Here is an 18,122-nt window from a genome sequence, read left to right as displayed (position 1 = left end):
TGCCTTCCAAGCGACTTATTGCGTTGAGTGAAGACCTGCAATTTCCAAAATTATACTGCACCCCATCTTTTTACTTGTTCTAATAATGTGTTATATTACTCTTATACGATAATAAACGCCATCGCTCGATAGGTTTACCATTATGTGTAAGGAAACACCATGCTTCTTTCTCTGACAATCACGAACTACACGATTACTAAACAGCTACAATTAGATTGGGCAGGTGGATTTACTTCTATCACAGGAGAAACAGGGGCAGGAAAATCCGTCACTCTTGATGCGCTGGCTTTATGCCTGGGAGCCCGGGGAGACACAGACAAGATCTACGAGGGAGCAGACCATCTTGCTGTCTCTGCCGAGTTTGACGTCGAAGATCTGCCCGCCGCCTCTGCATTGCTACATGATGAGGGTGTGCTCGCCCCTGACTCACCCCACTCATGCATTATTCGACGCGTGATCAAGCGCAAAGATCGGCCTAAAGCCACTGTGAATGGCCACCCCGTGACGGTTCAGTTCTTAAAACATTTAGGTACAACACTGGCCTCGATACATGGTCAACACGCTTACCATGAGCTCCTTGGACAAGGTACCGCACTGAATCTTCTTGATTGTTTTGCGCAGAACCAAAGCCAAAAAGAGTGTGTCAGTCATGCTTTTAATGTCTTGCAAAAGTTAAGGAAGGAAAAAAATCAGCTCGTCGATGCCACTGCGGCGTTTAAAGAGCGCCACCAGTTACTTTCCTTTCAACGAAAGGAACTGGACGATTTTGCCCCCCTCATTGATGAGTTTCCGGCACTTGAAATCGAACAAAAAAAATTATCTCATGCAGCCGAGTTACACCATGAAGCATCTGCAATCAGCACCTTGCTTGATGGCGATGGCGGACGTCAAGACGGTGCGATCACCCTGATACGTACAGTTATACGGAAAATGGAGGACATGGTACTTCATGACGAGGGTCTTAAACCCCAACTTGACTCTCTTCACACGGCACTGGCTGACGTTGAGGACGTGTCCGCTGAAACGGCCCGCTACACAATGCACATTGATGTCGATCCTCAGCGTGTTGTAGACGTGGATAAACGTTTTTCAAAATACGTTAACCTGGCAAAAAAATATCAGGTACTTCCCGAAGACTTGGCTCAACACCATGAGGCCGTGATCAGCGAAATGGATGCGATTAACGACAACGAAGGACGTTTGGATGCGATTAACGAAGAAATCAGTGAAGCGGAATCTCACTACTTGGCGTGTGCTCAAAGATTAAGTAAAACCAGGGCAAAAGCCTCACAATACCTCAGTGACAGCGTGACGAAAAACATACAAAGGCTCAACATGAGTGGCGCTCAATGCCTTTTTTCGCTTACCCCGATAAACGATATTACCAAAGGGAATGCGAATGGCCTTGATGACGTAACGATCCTCGTTTCAACGAATGGCAACGCGTCTTTAAAACCACTTTCTAAAGTCGCCTCTGGCGGAGAGATTTCCCGCATTAACTTGGTTATCCAACTTATCATTGCTCAAAAACAAGATACACCAACCTTACTTTTCGACGAAGTCGATGTCGGCATCAGTGGGCCAACCGCATCTGTCGTCGGTTCGCTTTTAAAAGAGTTGGGAGAAAGTACCCAGGTGATCAGTATCACTCACCTACCTCAAGTGGCATGTTATGGGCATCAACATTACCACGTAAAAAAAGAAAAAGTTAACGGAAAAATGTCAAGTGGTGTTACAATCCTACATGATGAAGAGCGTGTCGAAGAAATAGCAAGGCTGCTTAGCGGCTCTTCTCTCACAAAAAAAGCGTTAGAAAACGCCCGTGAACTTTTGGAAAATGGAAGAGACTCATGTTCACCACATTAATACTGCCCGTTATCGGGTTCATTTTGGTTTTAGTTTTTTTTCAATATAAATCAGCGTCAAGTAAAAAACGTAATCAACAAAAGAAGGCTGTCGAACGCTCTTTAAGAACGATCCGCAGTCTCCTAAAAATAGAATCCACCCCAGGCATCTCTTGCCCATTGGCACTCCAATTAGTCATTACGAACCGGCTTTTAACGTGCGCGAAGGCGCTCAAAGAATACGGCACGGATCCTATTGACGATATACCCAGCATTGCGGAACTTTCTTACAAACAACGCGCTACACAGGCGTTATTGTCCGAAAAAAAAGACATTGAAGAAATATTACTCCCGGAGAACAAAGAGGATCGTGCGCTGGCAAAACAAACCCTCAATCGGTACCTTATTTTTTTAAAAAAGGAAATCCAGCTGAGTGACACGCATCCCCAAGACACGCAACTTGCCATCATCACTGTTGAAGCGGCAAAGGACTACGAATTCATTGAAGAAACACTGAGTCTCGGACGTGCGGCCGTTCATAATAACCAGTTAGGTTCGGCCCGGGCTTATTTCGAGACCGTCATTCAACAGTTTAAAAGAAAGCCGAATTTAAGGGCGCAATTTAACGTCCTTTACCAAGAAACCGAGGCATGTCTTCGAAAAACAGAAGCGCTACTCACCAGCGCACTACATCCCCAGGATGGGAGGGATGATAAGGAAGAGCAGTACGGGTTGGAGAGGATGATGGGAACAAAAAAAACGCATTGGTAAAATGCCTTTTTAAACAAAAAGGTTGTTAATGTTGCGTTTTATTGTTATAGTTAGCTTATCGGTTTCAAGATGAATTAAGGAACATCATGACGGATTTAGCAACATTTTTATACCAAGTCGCCTCTGCCCTTCGAGCAAAACGAACTGCGCGTCTCCTGGACAATGTACAGCCTATACGCATAATGCCCTTGGCGATCGTCGAAAATATGAAACACGATTTACATCGACGCCTGCACATCTTGAATTACACGCCGGAATACCGTAAGCACTACGGCGAAACGAAGGCGTTTAACCCTTTACATGAAGCTCTTATTGCTGCTGCCGATGCCATCGAACTCGCAGCGGACAGACTCAATCTTGACAAGCCTATCCCAAAATCAAAACGCCATTTTAGGTACATAAAATCGGAAGATGGATTTATGCGGCTTTTCAGCTTGCTAAACCATAAAAAAGAGGCATTCTTACAACTGATGTCCGCTATGGAATCACCATCATCCAAGTATTATCAATCTAACTGGTCTGGCTTTGAGGTCAAACTTGCAATCGAAGAACTCATTCGCTACGTAGAAGGCATTCACGTCATTCAATATGAACAAGTTGACTTGCCCACATATGAGCAGTTCGTTACTTTCATTTTTGATTTTGCCAATGAAAAGAAACTGCAAAACATGTATCCCTATGATTTGCTGTATAGTGCCAAATTAGAAGCAAAAAAAGGGGTTACACGCTGGGTGACCAGTAGTGACAGTATATCCATTTATGCTACGGATCACGCAGAAAAGTACGGCGTAACGCCACACAACCCTACGTTCTTCACACCGAATACCTGTTTCAAAAAAGCAGGTTAGCGGCAGCGAGCTAAATGACTCCCAGCCCATGTAAAATTTGGGCTGCATACATTTCACCAAAAACAATTTCATGCAAAAAAATGGGTCATATTACCTTTTTTATGTTATTATAACGCAACATGAAATGAAAACGAAAAGGTAAATCATGAGTCAGTATGATGCGTCGGACATGGAGGTTTTACGCGACCTCGCGCCAATACAGAAACGCCCCGGTATGTATACCGACACTCAAAACCCAACCCATACCTTAATGGAAATTGTAGATAACGCCGTGGATGAGGCACAAAATGGGTACGCTAACTCCATTGATGTCACATTATTTAAAGATGGACGCTACGGTGTCCTTGATAACGGACGCGGGATCCCCGTCGACATTCACCCCGAAGAAAAAATATCAGGCGTTGAATTAATCCTTGAAACACCGCACTCTGGCGGGAAGTTCAGCAATAAAAACTATGGGTTCTCTGGCGGGCTACACGGGGTTGGCGTAACGGTCGTTAACGCCTTATCTAAATACCTACTGGCACGGGTTAGGCGTAACGGGCAGACCCATGAAATCACATATGTCAACGCAGTAAAACAAGGGCCACTAACCGCCATCCTGAACGGCCGAGTCAATAAAAAAAATACCGGCACCTACCTTGAATTTATCCCCGATGAACAGTATTACGCGTCTGTCAATGTAGATAAAGAAAGGCTCACCGCACTCTTGCGAACAAAAGCTCTGTTGTGTCCCGGACTGCGGATCAAACTTCATGACGAACGCTTAGAAAATACCACCACTTTCTTTTTTGAATCCGGGGTTGATGACTTTATCGCCGAGCAAGTCAACTATGAAACGGCGATCCCTGACGGCACGTTCAAAACCGCGATGGATTTCTTCTTCGATAAAGAGCAAAAATCGCCAGGCCAATTCGCCTTATGGTGTTATTTTACTGAGAGTGCTTCTTTGAATCATTCGTACGTAAACCTAATCCCTACCCCGCAAAGTGGCACCCACGTCAACGCGTTAAAGAGCGCAATATTTGACTCTGTCAATGAGTATGCGACAACCCACGACCTCTTACCTAAAAAGAAAAAGTTTCAACTTTCTACCGTCGATGTATGGGGAACCGTAAATTTTGTCTTGTCGATCAAAATGCACGACCCCGATTTCGCTGGGCAAACAAAAGAAAAACTACGTATGCCATCCAGTAAATCCAGTCTTTTGAGTCGGCACATCAAAGATGCATTTGTTATTTGGATGACACAAAACCCCACCGTATCAGAAGCCATTGTTACGATGGTGGTCAAAAAAGCCAACAAGCGCCTTCGCGAGCAAGAAAAAGTCGAACGCAAAGCCCTTGATGGTCCCATGGCTCTCCCTGGCAAACTCGTCGATTGCGATTCCGAAGACCCCATGGACAGCGAAATATTTCTTGTCGAAGGTGATTCAGCGGGCGGGTCAGCAAAACAAGCACGAAACCGTCGAAACCAAGCCATCATGCCATTACGCGGAAAGATCCAGAACACATGGGAAGTCCGTTCCGATGTCGTTTTATCGTCCGACGAAATTTCTAATATCGCATCAGCGATTGGGGTCGACCCCGGCAATGAAGATATTTCAGGATTGAGATATGGGAAAATCTGCATACTTGCCGACGCTGATTCAGACGGACTCCACATTGCGAGCCTACTCACCTGCTTGTTCATCAAACATTTTTTACCCATTGTTGAAGCTGGGCACCTGTATATGGCCATGCCCCCTTTGTATCGTATCGACATTGGGAAAGAAACATTCTACGCCCTTGATGAGATTGAAAAAGACCGGGTCATTAACGAGGCTAAACGCAGAGGGAGCCGGGCTCAACCTTATACTCAACGGTTTAAAGGGTTAGGTGAAATGAACCCTGAACAGCTCGACGAAACCACGCTTAACCCCGCTTCAAGGCGTCTTGTTCAAATCACGGTGAATGACAAAGAACGACTCATGGAACATATGGACATGCTGTTAGCTAAGCGACGTTCCCACGACCGTTTCAACTGGCTTAAAGATAACGGCGACCAATTCGAAACCGAACTGTTATAAAAAAGGATTTTTATGAGCGACTTAATACTTGATCCGAGTACGGAAGATACTATCCCTGCATTACAAATGATAAATGATGCATACCTTAACTATTCGATGTACGTCATCATGGACCGAGCCTTGCCACACATAGGGGATGGCCTTAAACCGGTACAACGACGTATTCTTCATTCTATGAATGAACTTAAGCTGTCTCCACAAGCTAAATACAAAAAATCTGCACGCACCGTGGGTGATGTCCTTGGTAAATTCCACCCCCATGGTGATAGCGCCTGTTACGAAGCGATGGTCAACCTTGCTCAATCCTTTAATACGCGCTACCCCCTCATCGATGGACAGGGAAACTGGGGGAGTGTTGATGATCCCAAATCTTTTGCCGCAATGCGCTACACAGAGTCGAAATTAACCCCTTATGCGCAAACAATGCTTGATGAGATCAAACAAGATACCGTCGAATGGGTGGACAATTTTGACGGTTCGCTAAAGCAGCCTGTCACTCTACCTGCGCAACTCCCTAACTTATTACTCAATGGGGTTACCGGTATCGCCGTCGGCATGGCGACAGATATTCCACCGTTTAACATTGACGAAGTGATCGGCGCAGTTTGTCAGACTATCTCAAAAACACGCACGACGGATGACGACATCCTGAACTTTTTTACTGCCCCTGATTTTCCTTGCGGTGGCACCGTGATCAATTCTTTGGACGAACTCCACAACGCCTATCGAACAGGACGAGGTACCGTAACACTGCGCGCCAACTATGAAATTGACGCAAAGAACAACACCCTAACAATACGTTCAGGCCCTTTCCGGGGCGACTTTAATAAAATCATTGAAAACATCAGCAATGAAATTAAAGAGCACAAACTCCCCGTCTCCCGTATTCGGGATATGTCGGACAAACATACCCCTATTTGCCTTCAGTTGGATATCAGCGGGCGGCATAAAGCGGAAGTGGTATTGCAACATCTACTGTCTCACACGGATCTCGAAAAGCCAGCGAAAATAAACCTTAATTGCATTGGTATTAACGGACAGCCCTATGTCAGATCGCTACCCACCCTCATTCGGGAATGGTGCGAATACCGAACGAATGTTTTTGTTAGGAAGAAAAATTTTAGGCTCCGCACCGTCGAGGCACGTTTACACATTTTAGATGGCTACCTTATTGCTTATGACAATATCGAAGAAATTGTCCGCCTTATTCGACAAAGTGATCATCCGAAACCAGCCCTAATGACGCGCTTTGAACTCTCTGACATTCAAGCAACGGCCATATTAGCGTTACGACTGAGCCAACTTAGCAAATTGGAAGCTATCAGCCTTAAAGAAGAGAAAGCCCAGCTTGAACAAGAGCGTAACGCACTAAAAGCCCTGCTTTCAGACGACGGCAAGATCCGCCGTGCGGTGGTGACCGAGATTAAAACGGCCAGCAAACCTTTCCTAGGAGAAAGGCGAACCCTTTGGAAAGAAGACGCCCCAACGTCACTCCTCTCACCTGAAGAAATGGTGGATGACGGACCCGCTACCGTTCTCCTTTCTCGCCAAGGCTGGATACGCGTCCATAAAGGTCAGTCCGTCAATCCGGCTTTACTTAAATACAAAATTAATGACGCCCCAGATTTAATACTGGAAACCCGCTACAACAAACCGCTTGTCATGATTGGAAATAAGGGGCGTTGTTTTGCTTATCCCATACATAAGCTCCCAAACAGTAAAGGGGCCGGCGATCCTCTCAGCAGTAAGATCACACTGCAAAACGGGGAGAAAATACAATATCTACTCCCGTTTGACGTCAACGCTAAAGCCTTAATCGCAACACACAAAGGGTTCGGCTTCATCTCTCCGATTGAAGGGATGAATACCAAAGTGAAAAAAGGACGCGAACTGGTCTCACTGACAGACAATGATACGCTCTTACCTCCCGCTTTACTGTCGGGCCAGGAAGATGAGTTAGCTATCCTTACCCAAGCCGGACGTCTTATAATTATCCCTCTTGATAGCATTAACGAATATAGCAAGGCCAAAGGTATGCAGCTTGTTGCTCTCAAAAGCGACGAAGATCGGATTATTGATATTCTCCCCTTCAAAAAAGGCGCATCAATCCACGTTATTGTCGGCAAAAGGAAGTGTGTTTTAGACAATGAAAGAATGGAGCCTTACCGCGCAGCACGCGCCCGACGGGGCGTTCTTTTTGAGGCGAAGAAACATAAAGCAAGACTCGCATTTTCGATACAGAAAGTAAAAAAGTATTTAAAGTCATGCAGTTAATTATTTTTTGGAGTAAATGCGGATCAAAAATCTTACAGACACTTGAGAATTGCATAGGTACTTTGTACAGATGAGACATATCATAATCTCAAAGAATTTATTACAGGTAATGCTTTTTGGGGAGTGAAAGTGCCTATTTATCGGAAATCAGCAGTAGTCTCAAAGATAGGTGTTAATTATACCAGGTGCATAATTGAGGGAGCGGGTTGCTTGTTCCAACAGATAGATCAGGATGTTAGGTATGACGCCTGTAAAAGTATGGCTCGGGGATATGCTAATTCGATTACGGATGATGAGCAGCGATTGGGTGTAGCTAGGTCCTATTGTGCTGTTCTAGTTACTTCATATTGGAATGAGATTAACTCGCGACACAGTTCAAAGTTGAAGATTTTTCCAGTTCCGAATAACACCTTCTTGGCTGACATTGCATCTGATGCGGAAGAAGTCGCAAAGAGCACTGGAAGAGTAATAGCGCAATTTCCCGATATTGATTCTGGTTTTCTAATCGGTTCAATCTATACATCTATGTTGCCAGTGGCTTTTCGATCAAAGCTTGGAGCCTACTATACCCCTCCTCCTTTAGTTTCACGTTTGCTTGATTTATCCGAAGAGGCTGGCGTTGATTTTGGTAAAGCATCAATAATAGATCCTGCATGTGGTGGTGGAGCATTTCTTGCGCCTGTGGCAATAAGGATGCTAGAGCGGTTGGAAGATACAACTGCAGAATGGAAAATCCGTCAAATTTCTAACCGATTGAAAGGAATAGAGATTGATCCTTTTGCTGCTTGGATGACGCACGTTCTTCTTGAATCGGTACTAATTGAGCTTTGTATAAAAACTAGAATAAGGTTACCCAAAGATGTCATTACGGTTAGTGATTCGCTTAAATATGAAACAACAAATAAATTTGATTTGGTAATTGGCAATCCCCCTTATGGTAAGGTCACTCTTGATGAAGATCTAAGAGGTAAATATTCTCGTTCGCTATTTGGTCACGCTAATCTTTATGGCTTATTTACTGATCTCGCATTAAGAATAGCTAAGGAAGACGGTGTGATCGCATACCTTACGCCAACATCTTTTCTGGGGGGGCAGTATTTCAAGGCGTTACGAGAGCTGCTAATTTCAGAAGCCACGCCACGCGCCTTTGACTTCATTTCTAACCGGGAAGGGGTCTTTGATGGCGTACTGCAGGAAACATTACTAACAACGTTCAAAAAGAAAGCTCGGCGCACCCAAGCAAAAGTATCACTTCTCGTCCCTCAGGGACTCAATGAAGCCAAGGTAGAAAATATTGGCAGGGTTGGGATTGTAAAAGGTGATGGTCCTTGGTTAATCCCAAGAGTGTCAAGGGACGCAGCTCTACTAAACCGAATTAAAAAGTTGCAAACAAGGCTTCCTGACCTTGGCTATGTTGTGTCTACTGGAAAATTGGTCTGGAACCGACATAAAACTCAGCTTAAATCAGAAAAAACGAGGAGTTCGTTGCCATTAATTTGGGCCGAATCGGTTACAGCTAATGGGTTTAAATTTTCAGCGGTTAAGCGGAATCATGTTCCAAACATAGAAGTTAAGAGTGATCAACAACACCTTATAACAAGGGAGTCATGTGTATTAGTCCAGAGGACTACATCAAAAGAGCAGACTCGCCGAGTTATGGGGGCTGTCATTCCCCAGGACTTCATAGATAGAAACAGTGGTGTTGTAGTTGAGAATCACTTGAACATTGTATATTCAGACAGTTTAGTACAGGAAGTTAGCGTTGAAACAATAAACGCACTCTTGAACTCAGAGATCTTTGATCGGATTTATCGTTGTATTAGCGGTAGTGTCGCAGTATCGGCGTATGAGTTAATGTCAGTGCCACTGCCAGACGTTGAGGGGTTGACAACGCTTCAGGAGATCATTATGGACGGATCTGATAGGCTCTCCGTCGAAAAGTGTATAGCTAGATTGTATGGAGAGAACAAAGTTGAGTTGGCCACAAGTTCCAAGTCTAGAGGTGATAGCTGATAGATTGCCTTTGATCTTCCCTGAGGGGACGGAAAACCGTAACTATGTCATTCGGGAAATGGCAGCCCGTACACTGTACGTAATGTTCTATGCTGGTGCCATAGAAGGGCAAGATCGCTGGATTCGACCCAGCCAAGTCACCGATATGTATGATGAACAAGCTGAACAACTCTCAGATGACGAGCGTGAGGCTTGGGTCAAACGTGCGCTCTCAAGTAAGAATGACCGTAAAGGGGCTTGTCAGCGTGGATAATCCCAGCAAGCTTTTCCTCTCAGGTTCTAAAGATGGCCATATTGGGGCGGCAGTCACTTGCATCCGCGATGGTGCAAGAACATTGCTGTTGGAAGTCCAGTCTCTGGTGGATGACTGTGACGGCGATTATGTCGAACGCAATACCATCGGAGTAAGTCGTAATCGGATGAAAATGATCATGGCTGGAATGAACAAATACGGACGTGTTAGGTTGAGCTCACAGAATGTCTATGCATCCCTGGTTGGAGGATTAAAGTTGCAAGAGTCCGATTCCTCTGCGGATTTGGCGATCGCCGCCTCTCTATACAGTTCGCTAAACAATTTCGTTATCCCCCCTCATTTTTGTTTTTTAGGTGAAATCGCCCTTTCTGGAGAAATACGACAAATCCCTAACGGAGTCCCAAGAGTGTTGGAAGCCTCGACGCATGGATTTAAAACCATTGTTATCCCTGAACGCAATTATCACGGAACCATGGAGAGAAAGACGGATGAAAACACCGTCATCCTCAAGGTTAATAACATCAACAACCTGTTTCATTTATTGGAAAAGCTAAAACTTTGACTGCCAGCATCGTTCATCAACGCCTTAACAACTCAAGCGGAGCATCACTACTGAGCATCTTGTGCCGGACGAAATAAACGCATGTTGGATAACATCACTCCACTCATGCTTTAGTCCGTTCACAAGCGTTTCATCCTTCAAGCTGGCAGGTAGAATTGCAACTAACTTTCCGCCTTCATTGAGCAATTCTGCCGCGGCGTCAACGTGTATTCTCGCTTGGTTATTGCTATAAGGGGGATTCATTACTATGCGGTCATACTTTTTAGCCTTTACTGCCCATTCAAGAAAATCAGTATGAATTACGTTAAACCCTTTACTTTTCAGAATGGCGCTTTGAACCACGGAGATCTCTATACATTCCGTGTTGCCAGGCATGAGTTTTGCGATATGACCTTGCCCTGCTGATGGTTCAAGGCAAGAATGCTGCGACTCTATCTCACACCAAGAAACGGCCCGTCTCGCTAAGCTTTCTGGTGTAAAATAATACTGATGAGAACGTTTGTCAGGCACAACCCCCGTCAACACCAAAGTTTCCCTTAACGCTTCAAAGTCATAGTCAAAACGCCACCCCGGCATACCATAACCCGATTTTTCTGGCGTCCCCCCACAAGCAACCATAATGTCGTTAACTTCACTGTAATGAGCGGGTGGGTTGTTCATGTCGCGATGGTCAAAAGGTAAACAGAACAAACCTTCATCTCTCTTTGTTTTGCCTTTTTCATCAATCGCTAATGGGTTTTTCATCTTAATAATGGCATGTAACGCATCGCCACTGATAAGTTTATTTTTCAACTCGCGAACTTTGGCTCTTTTTTTGTGTTTCTTTCTCGCGTTAGGGGGAATGGCCATTGGATAGAGAAGCGCCAAGAACCCGTTTAATCGCCATACCATTTCAGGATGAACCTCAAGATGAATCGTTCCCTTTTTATAGATACGTACACGCACTGCACCGCCATCCAAATCAACCCACTGCCCAAAATAACGAGAAGCCATTTTAATTTGTGTTTGCGTTGTGCTTAACCCTATCCCTTTGCGTCCCATCAAAAAAGCAATAACTGAACGTAAATCAGCAATATTCCCGATAATTTCTGATGATATCTCAAAGTATCTGGAGGTATATTTTGGGGCCATGATCATACGCTTACTGAAACCCATTGGCTGATTGGTCACATGTTCACCGGAAAGGGCGCGGAATATTTCGTCTATGGTTTCGGCCAGCATACGCTCACGTTGATTAATAAGATCTTTCAATGTAGGAACAACCACCTCTAAGGAAAAGCCCGGTGTATTGCGTCCTTTTATCAGTTCATCCCATTCTTTTCGTTTACTGTTACTTAAATACTGATAGACGTCTGTCACGACAAGGGCTCTTTGCCAAAATTGGGCGTTTAAGTGTTTAATCGCGCCTTCTTCATCCAATAGAAAACTCGTCTCCCCTGGGCGATCAGGATTATTACTGGCAAGGACGTTTAGGGCTTGTTCTTTATTTCTCAAAACAGAAGTTATTTCTTTAATATCATTCACCTGGCGTTCGTAATCCTCAAAAAGGAGAGAAATCACATTTGTATTCACCGGCGAAAAATTAGTGTTCCCTAATCCCGTTTCAAGATCGGTTACGGAGCGTAAACTAGAATCAATTAATGAACCCATATCCTTAAATACCTTTCTCATTTCATTTGTGAGTATTATAACAAAAAAAAGAAAAATAACATCATTTTTGTTTATTTTCGTGCATTTATTAAGAGCGACACTCTATAGTGCAAAAAAATCGCTTTCTTACTATATTAAATAGATTATTATGTGTTAAAATAACCAAATGTTAAAATCTTAATTTTGCCTTTATATGTCTCAAGAATACTCACGCATCAACAAATTGATTGATCAAATCAATACCCACAACCATAATTATTATGCGATGGACAACCCCACTATTTCGGATTCCGAATACGACCGGATGTTTAATGAATTAAAAGCGCTAGAAGCCAAAAACCCGGCACTTGTTTTACCTCATTCGCCAACTCACCGTGTAGGCGGAGCCATCAAAAAGGGGTTTACCGAAGTCAAACACGCTACCCCCATGTTGTCGCTAAGCAATTCAAATGGCGACACGTTAATGAAAGACCTAACACGTATGAGCGTTTCGCCAGAAGAACTTTACTGCTGTGAACCCAAGCTTGATGGTCTCGCCTGTTCCCTGCTTTATGAAAATGGATTTCTGATTCAAGGGTTGACCCGGGGCGATGGAATGTCGGGAGAGGACATTACCGCAAACGTAAAAACCATCCGAAATATCCCGTTAAAACTCATGGGAGATATCCCTAAACGCCTCGAAGTGCGAGGCGAAATCGTAATGCCTAAAGCCCTTTTTGAGGAATACAACGAAAAACGCCGTGCACAAGGTAAGAGCACTCTTAAAAACCCGCGTAATGGCGCTGCAGGTAGCGTAAGGCAACTTGATCCCTCCGTTACGGCATCGAGACCTCTCGCTTTTTATGCTTATGGGGTCGTCAAAACCGACGGCGGCAGCACCCTTTACCGAAGCCACTATGACAGCCTCACCCTTTTGCAATCATTGGGTTTTGAGGTAAGCAGCTATGTACGGCGTGTAAAGGGGCCAGAACAAGTTAAAAAATACATTGATGCGATTGGGCGGGTACGAAACGAGATCCCTTACGAAATTGACGGTGCCGTCTTTAAAATCGACAGCGTAGAAAAACAGGAAGCGCTAGGGTATATCTCTCGCGCCCCCAAGTGGGCCTTTTCATACAAATACCCTGCCGTGGAAGAAATGACAACACTGCTCTCTGTTGACATGCAAATTGGGCGAACGGGTGCTGTTACCCCCGTTGGACGATTAGAGCCTGTTGACATCGCCGGCGTTACCGTTAGTAATGTGACACTGCACAACCAAAATGAAATAGAGCGCCTTGGATTAATGATCGGCGACCGAGTTATTGTACGTCGGGCTCAGGAGGTTATCCCTCAAGTTATTGGCGTTGACGTCTCCTCGCGTCCCACTGATGCCAAGGAAATCGTTTTCCCAACGCACTGCCCCGTCTGCAATTCGGCGTTAGTGCGTCCAGAAGACGAAGTAGTATGGCGTTGTAGCGGAGGATTAATTTGTAGTGCTCAGCGTATTGAGGGGTTAAAACACTTTGTTTCCAGAAAGGCGATGAACATTGATGGCGTGGGGGAAAAACTCGTAAGCCTCCTCTTCGAAAAAGGCTTGGTTATAGATTTTTCGGACTTATTTCACCTTACCGCAAACCAACTCATGCCGCTGGATGGGATGGCCTCAAAAAGTGCGGAAAACACCATACGTTCAATCACGCAGGCAAAAAAAACTTCCTTGTCTCGATTCGTGTACGCACTTGGTATTCGCGGCGTTGGAGAAAATTCTTCACGCATTCTGGCAACGCATTTCAAATCGCTTGAAGCACTTATGTCGGCTTGTATCGACGAACTTGTGGATGTACCCGATATTGGGCCTATTACGGCGAAGGACATTGTGACCTTCTTCTCCCATAAGGGGAATTTACGCGTCATTCGTCAACTACTTGACGCGGGGGTCTCCTGGGAATCAATCAAAACGGTGGCTGACTCTCCCATCAAAGGGATGAATTTTGTCGTTACCGGCGGTTTCTCTATTGTCCCACGAAAATCAATAGAGCAAGCCATACTTGATGCGGGCGGCAAAGTAAGCGGTAGCGTGTCATCAAAAACACAGACGCTCATTGTCGGTACGAATGCGGGTTCCAAGCTCGATAAAGCGATTAAAATCAATGGGGCGGGTGGCAACATTACTATCCTTGATGAAGATGCCGGGGTTGCGTTCTTAAAAGGACATGAGGTTCTTGCGTAAACGCGCATTGCTTTTTTTCTAACAGCAAAACACCTCACTTATGTGGGGTTATGAATGGAGTCACTTTTTTGATAAGCAAAGGAAAAATCAAATTATTCTGTCTTCTTTTTTTTGCATCCCATTATGCATACGCATCAGGAGTGTTTAGCGGTAGCTATTGCATCCAAAACCAAGACAGCAATAGTCTTGGACGACCGATCAGCAACAGTAATGTTTCATGCGACACACAAACCGTCGGCGACGTTGATTCAGATTCACTGTTTTGGACGCAAGTGCAGGTGGGAAATAACATTGCAGACAACACCGGTGAAGATCAGGATGCTTTTCTCGGTGATGCGGATGCATGGGTCGCAGCTAGCATTGATTGGGCGAGTTACGATATTAACGCTGCGCAAACCGAATATGAGGCAACGCTATCGTGGTCATTAACCCGCACTGACAATCAGGTGGTATTTGCTATTGGCGATCAATCTCTCACTTACACCACAGAAGGCGGAAACTGGGACGCTGTCGGAGTTTCCATTTCCACAATCAGCGATAACGCTTGGGTTTACGACTATGCGTGGTTGAATTTCACCATTGATGAGTGGAACGAAGTGGTGCTAGATACGCCTTTTTCCTACATTTCATTTCTTGGTAGTACCGCGTATCTTGAGATCCTCGATGCGCAAATGTACGTCATCGGATCATTAAGTGGAACATTATCCCTTTTTTATGAACTAGACGATGCCAGTACAGATATGGACAGCCTTAACGAGGATTTTAGCGTGTCTATGACCGCAATTAGTTATATTGACGATGACATGCTCCTCTCTTCAGATGGCAGCAATAACCTGACTGAGACTCAAGATGTTCCCCTCCCCCCCGTCGGCATTCTTGTCGCGGGGATGATGGTGTTAATCCTTATTCAGCGTCTTTTTTTGCGAGGATACCCCTTGCTTTAACTGGGGTAGGAATCGCATGTGTTTCCTACTCTAAAAAATGACTTTTTCGTTGGTTTTCATTCCTTGCGCAAGCTTAAATTGAATATTGCCCGTGGTATAATACACCAGCGACCTTGCTAAAAAGGAGTTGTCATGCATGCTCTCCCCCCAAATTACAGGAGCATACGCTGGATTATCGCTGAAAAGGTAAGTGAGGTATTATCCAAAGTCAGTGCCTGGCAAAAGAATGCGCAACGTTTAGGAATAGCAGAGCCGAGACTACACTTTACCGGGCATGAAAAAATAGTTCATTTGACGAAGGAACGGGAAACCGGAAACGATTCGACGCTTATCCCGGTGTTAAAAAAAGAGGCCGTTTTTAGCGGATGTTTGCCTCTGATAGATAGCTACAACCTACTGGCCAAGGTTCAGCTCGGAGCAACTTGCAGTAACGGATTTACCAATCTTGTTTTATCGGTAAACAGAGATGCAGAGATAAGACTCGCCTCTTTCCGTCAAAATATTCATGTTTGCATGCCCACTTGCGATCACTGCCCGTCAAAACGACAACGTAAAATTACTTTCATCCTTGAAAACAACAGTACCGGTGAACTTTTGCAAATCGCGGAAAACTGCCTGGGTAGCCTCTTGGGACGAGAAGCATCAAAACAAGTGATGGCCGTCTTCGATATGCTTAGTTTCTTTTGCCTGGATGAGCCGTGGAATGAAATGGACGCTTCTTATGTTTACAATTACAGATACCCCCGGTTCGTTCCTGTCGCAACATTGATCGAGATGGCTACCTTTTACACCACCACCGTCGGGTTTGTTCGTTCTAGGGAAAGCGGGTCGACCCAGAGCGCTATGATGGCCGCATTAGCTTTGGATAGAAACGAACCTTCAACAGCGTTGGCGATCCTTCATGATGGTCTCTCTAAAGCGCCTGAGTCTTTCCCCCACAGTGAACATACGTCTAAAATACTCGCGTGGGTAAACGCCCTCGAAAACCCTGATGGCAACAGTTACGTCAACAACATCAAGAAAATATGCGCACACCGCTTTATCGACACAAAACAAAATGGGGCAATAGGGCTTCTCGCTTCCATTCCTTCAGCATTCCACCGTTACCAAAGAAAACAAGAGGCGCTGCGGCTTAAAAAAAAGAAAATCAACGCTCCTTTCGGCATAATAAAAGCCCGTGGGGCACTCAAGCTAACCCTTGTGAAAATTCAAGAAAAACAATATGGGGTTCACGCCTACACCCTTTATTCCTTTGTTGACGATGCTGGGCGGGCCTTTATTTGGAAAGCGTCTAACCCTTGCCCTGAAATAAAAAAAGTTGGAATTGGTGACACTATTAAAATGGTTGCTACGATAAAAGAGCATTCGTATTTTGACGCGAATAAAACCCATTACACCTATATCAAGATATGCAAAAACATTACTCCGGTTCCTCGGGACTTCCCCGTTCCAGATTTTAACGAGGGATCCAAAAAACGCCGTTTCAAAGAGTCATTCCTCTTTACGTCTAGCCACCTCAATTACGCCGGAGAGAACATTGGGGTTGGGTTTATGCTATTCGAGCGCACCTGGGAAGAAAAAGAGGCTATTCGCACCATAAAAGGGGCTCTTCCCCTCCACTGTCTTGATAATTTTGAGTCCGCCCTTGCCTCTTGCATTATGACCTCCGGGGTCTCCAGAAATCCGGCTGATCCTTACAGTGAGAAAAAAGACCGCAAGTTTCTTATTGCAGCCAGAGAGGCATTACACCCCTATTTGGCATTACCTTCTCCTCAAGACAATATTCTCTACCTCGTCGACAGCGCCTTCCCCCCTCTTTTCTCTTCCGACCCGCTGGCGGAGGGGCCCGCTTATGGAAATGTAACCGACAAAGTAAAAGGCATGCCTCGCTTTTTCTTTAATGAAGAAGAAGCCGTCGTTCATGCTCGTCGCTTGTCGGCCGGACGTATTTTGAAAATGAAAATCCCCGAGTGGAAGCCGGCCATTGCTCCTACGTCCATGCTGCTGAGCACTGAAGATGACGTTGCCCGGTTTAAGGCGCACGCAGCACGCGATCGCAACACGCTGGTAATGATTGATATCTCCGGCCAGGTGAAGCGCATCGAACCCCTAGGTATGGGACCCGACTGGGCCTATACGGGATATGAAATTTTACGGATTGGTACCGCTCATGCGGAGCCGAATCCTTCGATTGCGGCCCAAAGCCCGTTACGGCTTCGGAATCGTAAATACGCCACGATTACTGGACTGGAAAAAGACCCCGAACTTAGCAAAATGCTAAAGGCTTACATTAGCGATAAACGGAACATTAAAATGTTTAGCAGCAACGGGGTGATTCCAGACACCTTTTCCATAACCCAAATGAAAGGAGTGGCCGCTTCTCGACTGCAAGGGACAAGCCTTCAGTTCCTTGTCAATGATATCCCCTATGAAGGGACCCGCGGACGCCTCCTCGTTGTAACCGACTCCACAACGAGCTATTACCTTAGTCTCTTCGGGGCAAACGTCATCAATACACACCTAGTTACGCCCAACACCGTTTCACAACCTCTCCCAGGCTCTCGGGTACTCCATTGGCACTCATCCAACAACGTAACGCGAGAAAATATTACCGCTTTTGTTAAACGCATCATCACGGGAGTTTAAGACTTTCGCCATGATGCGTTAAGTTAATTAAAAATAA

12 protein-coding genes are annotated in these 18,122 nt (G+C 45.1%); 11 read left to right on the top strand and 1 reads right to left on the bottom strand.

Translation table 11 applies throughout. The features are described 5' to 3' along the window. Nucleotides 1-159 precede the first annotated feature (159 nt). From recN to V5298_RS00740, 8 genes are all read left to right on the top strand, one after another. Nucleotides 160-1,866 carry a DNA repair protein RecN gene (gene recN, locus V5298_RS00775; RefSeq protein ID WP_332929547.1) on the top strand — a complete coding sequence of 569 codons (1,707 nt, stop codon included), beginning with the start codon at nt 160-162 and terminating at the stop codon, nt 1,864-1,866. After that, complete coding sequence (locus V5298_RS00770; protein WP_332929546.1) at nt 1,851-2,615, top strand: hypothetical protein; 765 nt, start codon at nt 1,851-1,853, stop codon at nt 2,613-2,615. The genes recN and V5298_RS00770 overlap by 16 nt, the downstream gene beginning before the upstream one ends. 86 nt (nt 2,616-2,701) lie before the next feature. After that, nucleotides 2,702-3,463 carry a hypothetical protein gene (locus V5298_RS00765; RefSeq protein WP_332929545.1) on the top strand — a complete coding sequence of 254 codons (762 nt, stop codon included), beginning with the start codon at nt 2,702-2,704 and terminating at the stop codon, nt 3,461-3,463. A gap of 145 nt (nt 3,464-3,608) precedes the next feature. Continuing rightward, nucleotides 3,609-5,531, top strand: coding sequence for a DNA topoisomerase IV subunit B (gene parE / locus V5298_RS00760; protein WP_332929544.1), 1,923 nt, complete (start codon nt 3,609-3,611; stop codon nt 5,529-5,531). 12 nt (nt 5,532-5,543) lie between these two features. After that, the gene (parC, locus tag V5298_RS00755; protein ID WP_332929543.1) at nt 5,544-7,805 is read left to right on the top strand and encodes a DNA topoisomerase IV subunit A; all 2,262 of its coding nucleotides are present in this window, start codon (nt 5,544-5,546) and stop codon (nt 7,803-7,805) included. Between the two features lie 210 nt (nt 7,806-8,015). Continuing rightward, nucleotides 8,016-9,818, top strand: a complete 1,803-nt coding sequence (locus V5298_RS00750; RefSeq protein ID WP_332929542.1) for an HsdM family class I SAM-dependent methyltransferase — start codon at nt 8,016-8,018, stop codon at nt 9,816-9,818. Continuing rightward, nucleotides 9,808-10,071, top strand: a complete 264-nt coding sequence (locus tag V5298_RS00745) for a hypothetical protein (protein WP_332929541.1) — start codon at nt 9,808-9,810, stop codon at nt 10,069-10,071. Before V5298_RS00750 ends, V5298_RS00745 begins: the two co-directional genes overlap by 11 nt. Further along, entirely contained in the window at nt 10,064-10,633 is a 570-nt protein-coding gene (locus V5298_RS00740; protein WP_332929540.1) for a magnesium chelatase domain-containing protein, read from the top strand. Before V5298_RS00745 ends, V5298_RS00740 begins: the two co-directional genes overlap by 8 nt. Before the next feature lie 24 nt (nt 10,634-10,657). Here the strand turns inward: V5298_RS00740 and V5298_RS00735 are convergent, their stop codons facing one another. Beyond that, nucleotides 10,658-12,283 (bottom strand): DUF4942 domain-containing protein, encoded by a 1,626-nt coding sequence (locus V5298_RS00735; protein ID WP_332929539.1) that lies wholly within the window; start codon nt 12,281-12,283, stop codon nt 10,658-10,660. A 193-nt stretch (nt 12,284-12,476) separates the two neighbouring features. Here V5298_RS00735 and ligA point away from each other — a divergent pair, with 193 nt between their 5' ends. The 3 genes from ligA to V5298_RS00720 all read left to right on the top strand — a co-directional run bounded on the left by ligA (nt 12,477) and on the right by V5298_RS00720 (nt 18,085). Then, nucleotides 12,477-14,495 (top strand): NAD-dependent DNA ligase LigA, encoded by a 2,019-nt coding sequence (gene ligA, locus V5298_RS00730; protein ID WP_332929538.1) that lies wholly within the window; start codon nt 12,477-12,479, stop codon nt 14,493-14,495. Between the two features lie 278 nt (nt 14,496-14,773). Next, entirely contained in the window at nt 14,774-15,439 is a 666-nt protein-coding gene (locus V5298_RS00725) for a hypothetical protein (protein ID WP_332929537.1), read from the top strand. 132 nt (nt 15,440-15,571) lie between these two features. Next, nucleotides 15,572-18,085: a hypothetical protein gene (locus V5298_RS00720; protein WP_332929536.1), complete on the top strand. Its 2,514-nt coding sequence runs from the start codon at nt 15,572-15,574 to the stop codon at nt 18,083-18,085. The last annotated feature ends 37 nt before the right edge of the window (nt 18,086-18,122 follow it).

The sequence above is a fragment of the Alteromonas sp. 14N.309.X.WAT.G.H12 genome (assembly GCF_036697315.1).
Classification (GTDB): domain Bacteria; phylum Pseudomonadota; class Gammaproteobacteria; order Enterobacterales; family Alteromonadaceae; genus Alteromonas.
Note: the sequence above shows the minus strand (reverse complement) of the source record. Positions and strands in the feature narration are given on the sequence as shown.

Excerpts from the sequence above, each read along its gene's own strand:
- parC (WP_332929543.1), top strand. The coding sequence starts at position 5,544 with ATGAGCGACTTAATACTTGATCCGAGTACGGAAGATACTATCCCTGCA.
- ligA (WP_332929538.1), top strand. The coding sequence starts at position 12,477 with ATGTCTCAAGAATACTCACGCATCAACAAATTGATTGATCAAATCAAT.
- V5298_RS00770 (WP_332929546.1), top strand. The coding sequence starts at position 1,851 with ATGTTCACCACATTAATACTGCCCGTTATCGGGTTCATTTTGGTTTTA.
- parE (WP_332929544.1), top strand. The coding sequence starts at position 3,609 with ATGAGTCAGTATGATGCGTCGGACATGGAGGTTTTACGCGACCTCGCG.
- V5298_RS00720 (WP_332929536.1), top strand. The coding sequence starts at position 15,572 with ATGCATGCTCTCCCCCCAAATTACAGGAGCATACGCTGGATTATCGCT.
- recN (WP_332929547.1), top strand. The coding sequence starts at position 160 with ATGCTTCTTTCTCTGACAATCACGAACTACACGATTACTAAACAGCTA.
- V5298_RS00765 (WP_332929545.1), top strand. The coding sequence starts at position 2,702 with ATGACGGATTTAGCAACATTTTTATACCAAGTCGCCTCTGCCCTTCGA.
- V5298_RS00735 (WP_332929539.1), bottom strand. The coding sequence starts at position 12,283 with ATGGGTTCATTAATTGATTCTAGTTTACGCTCCGTAACCGATCTTGAA.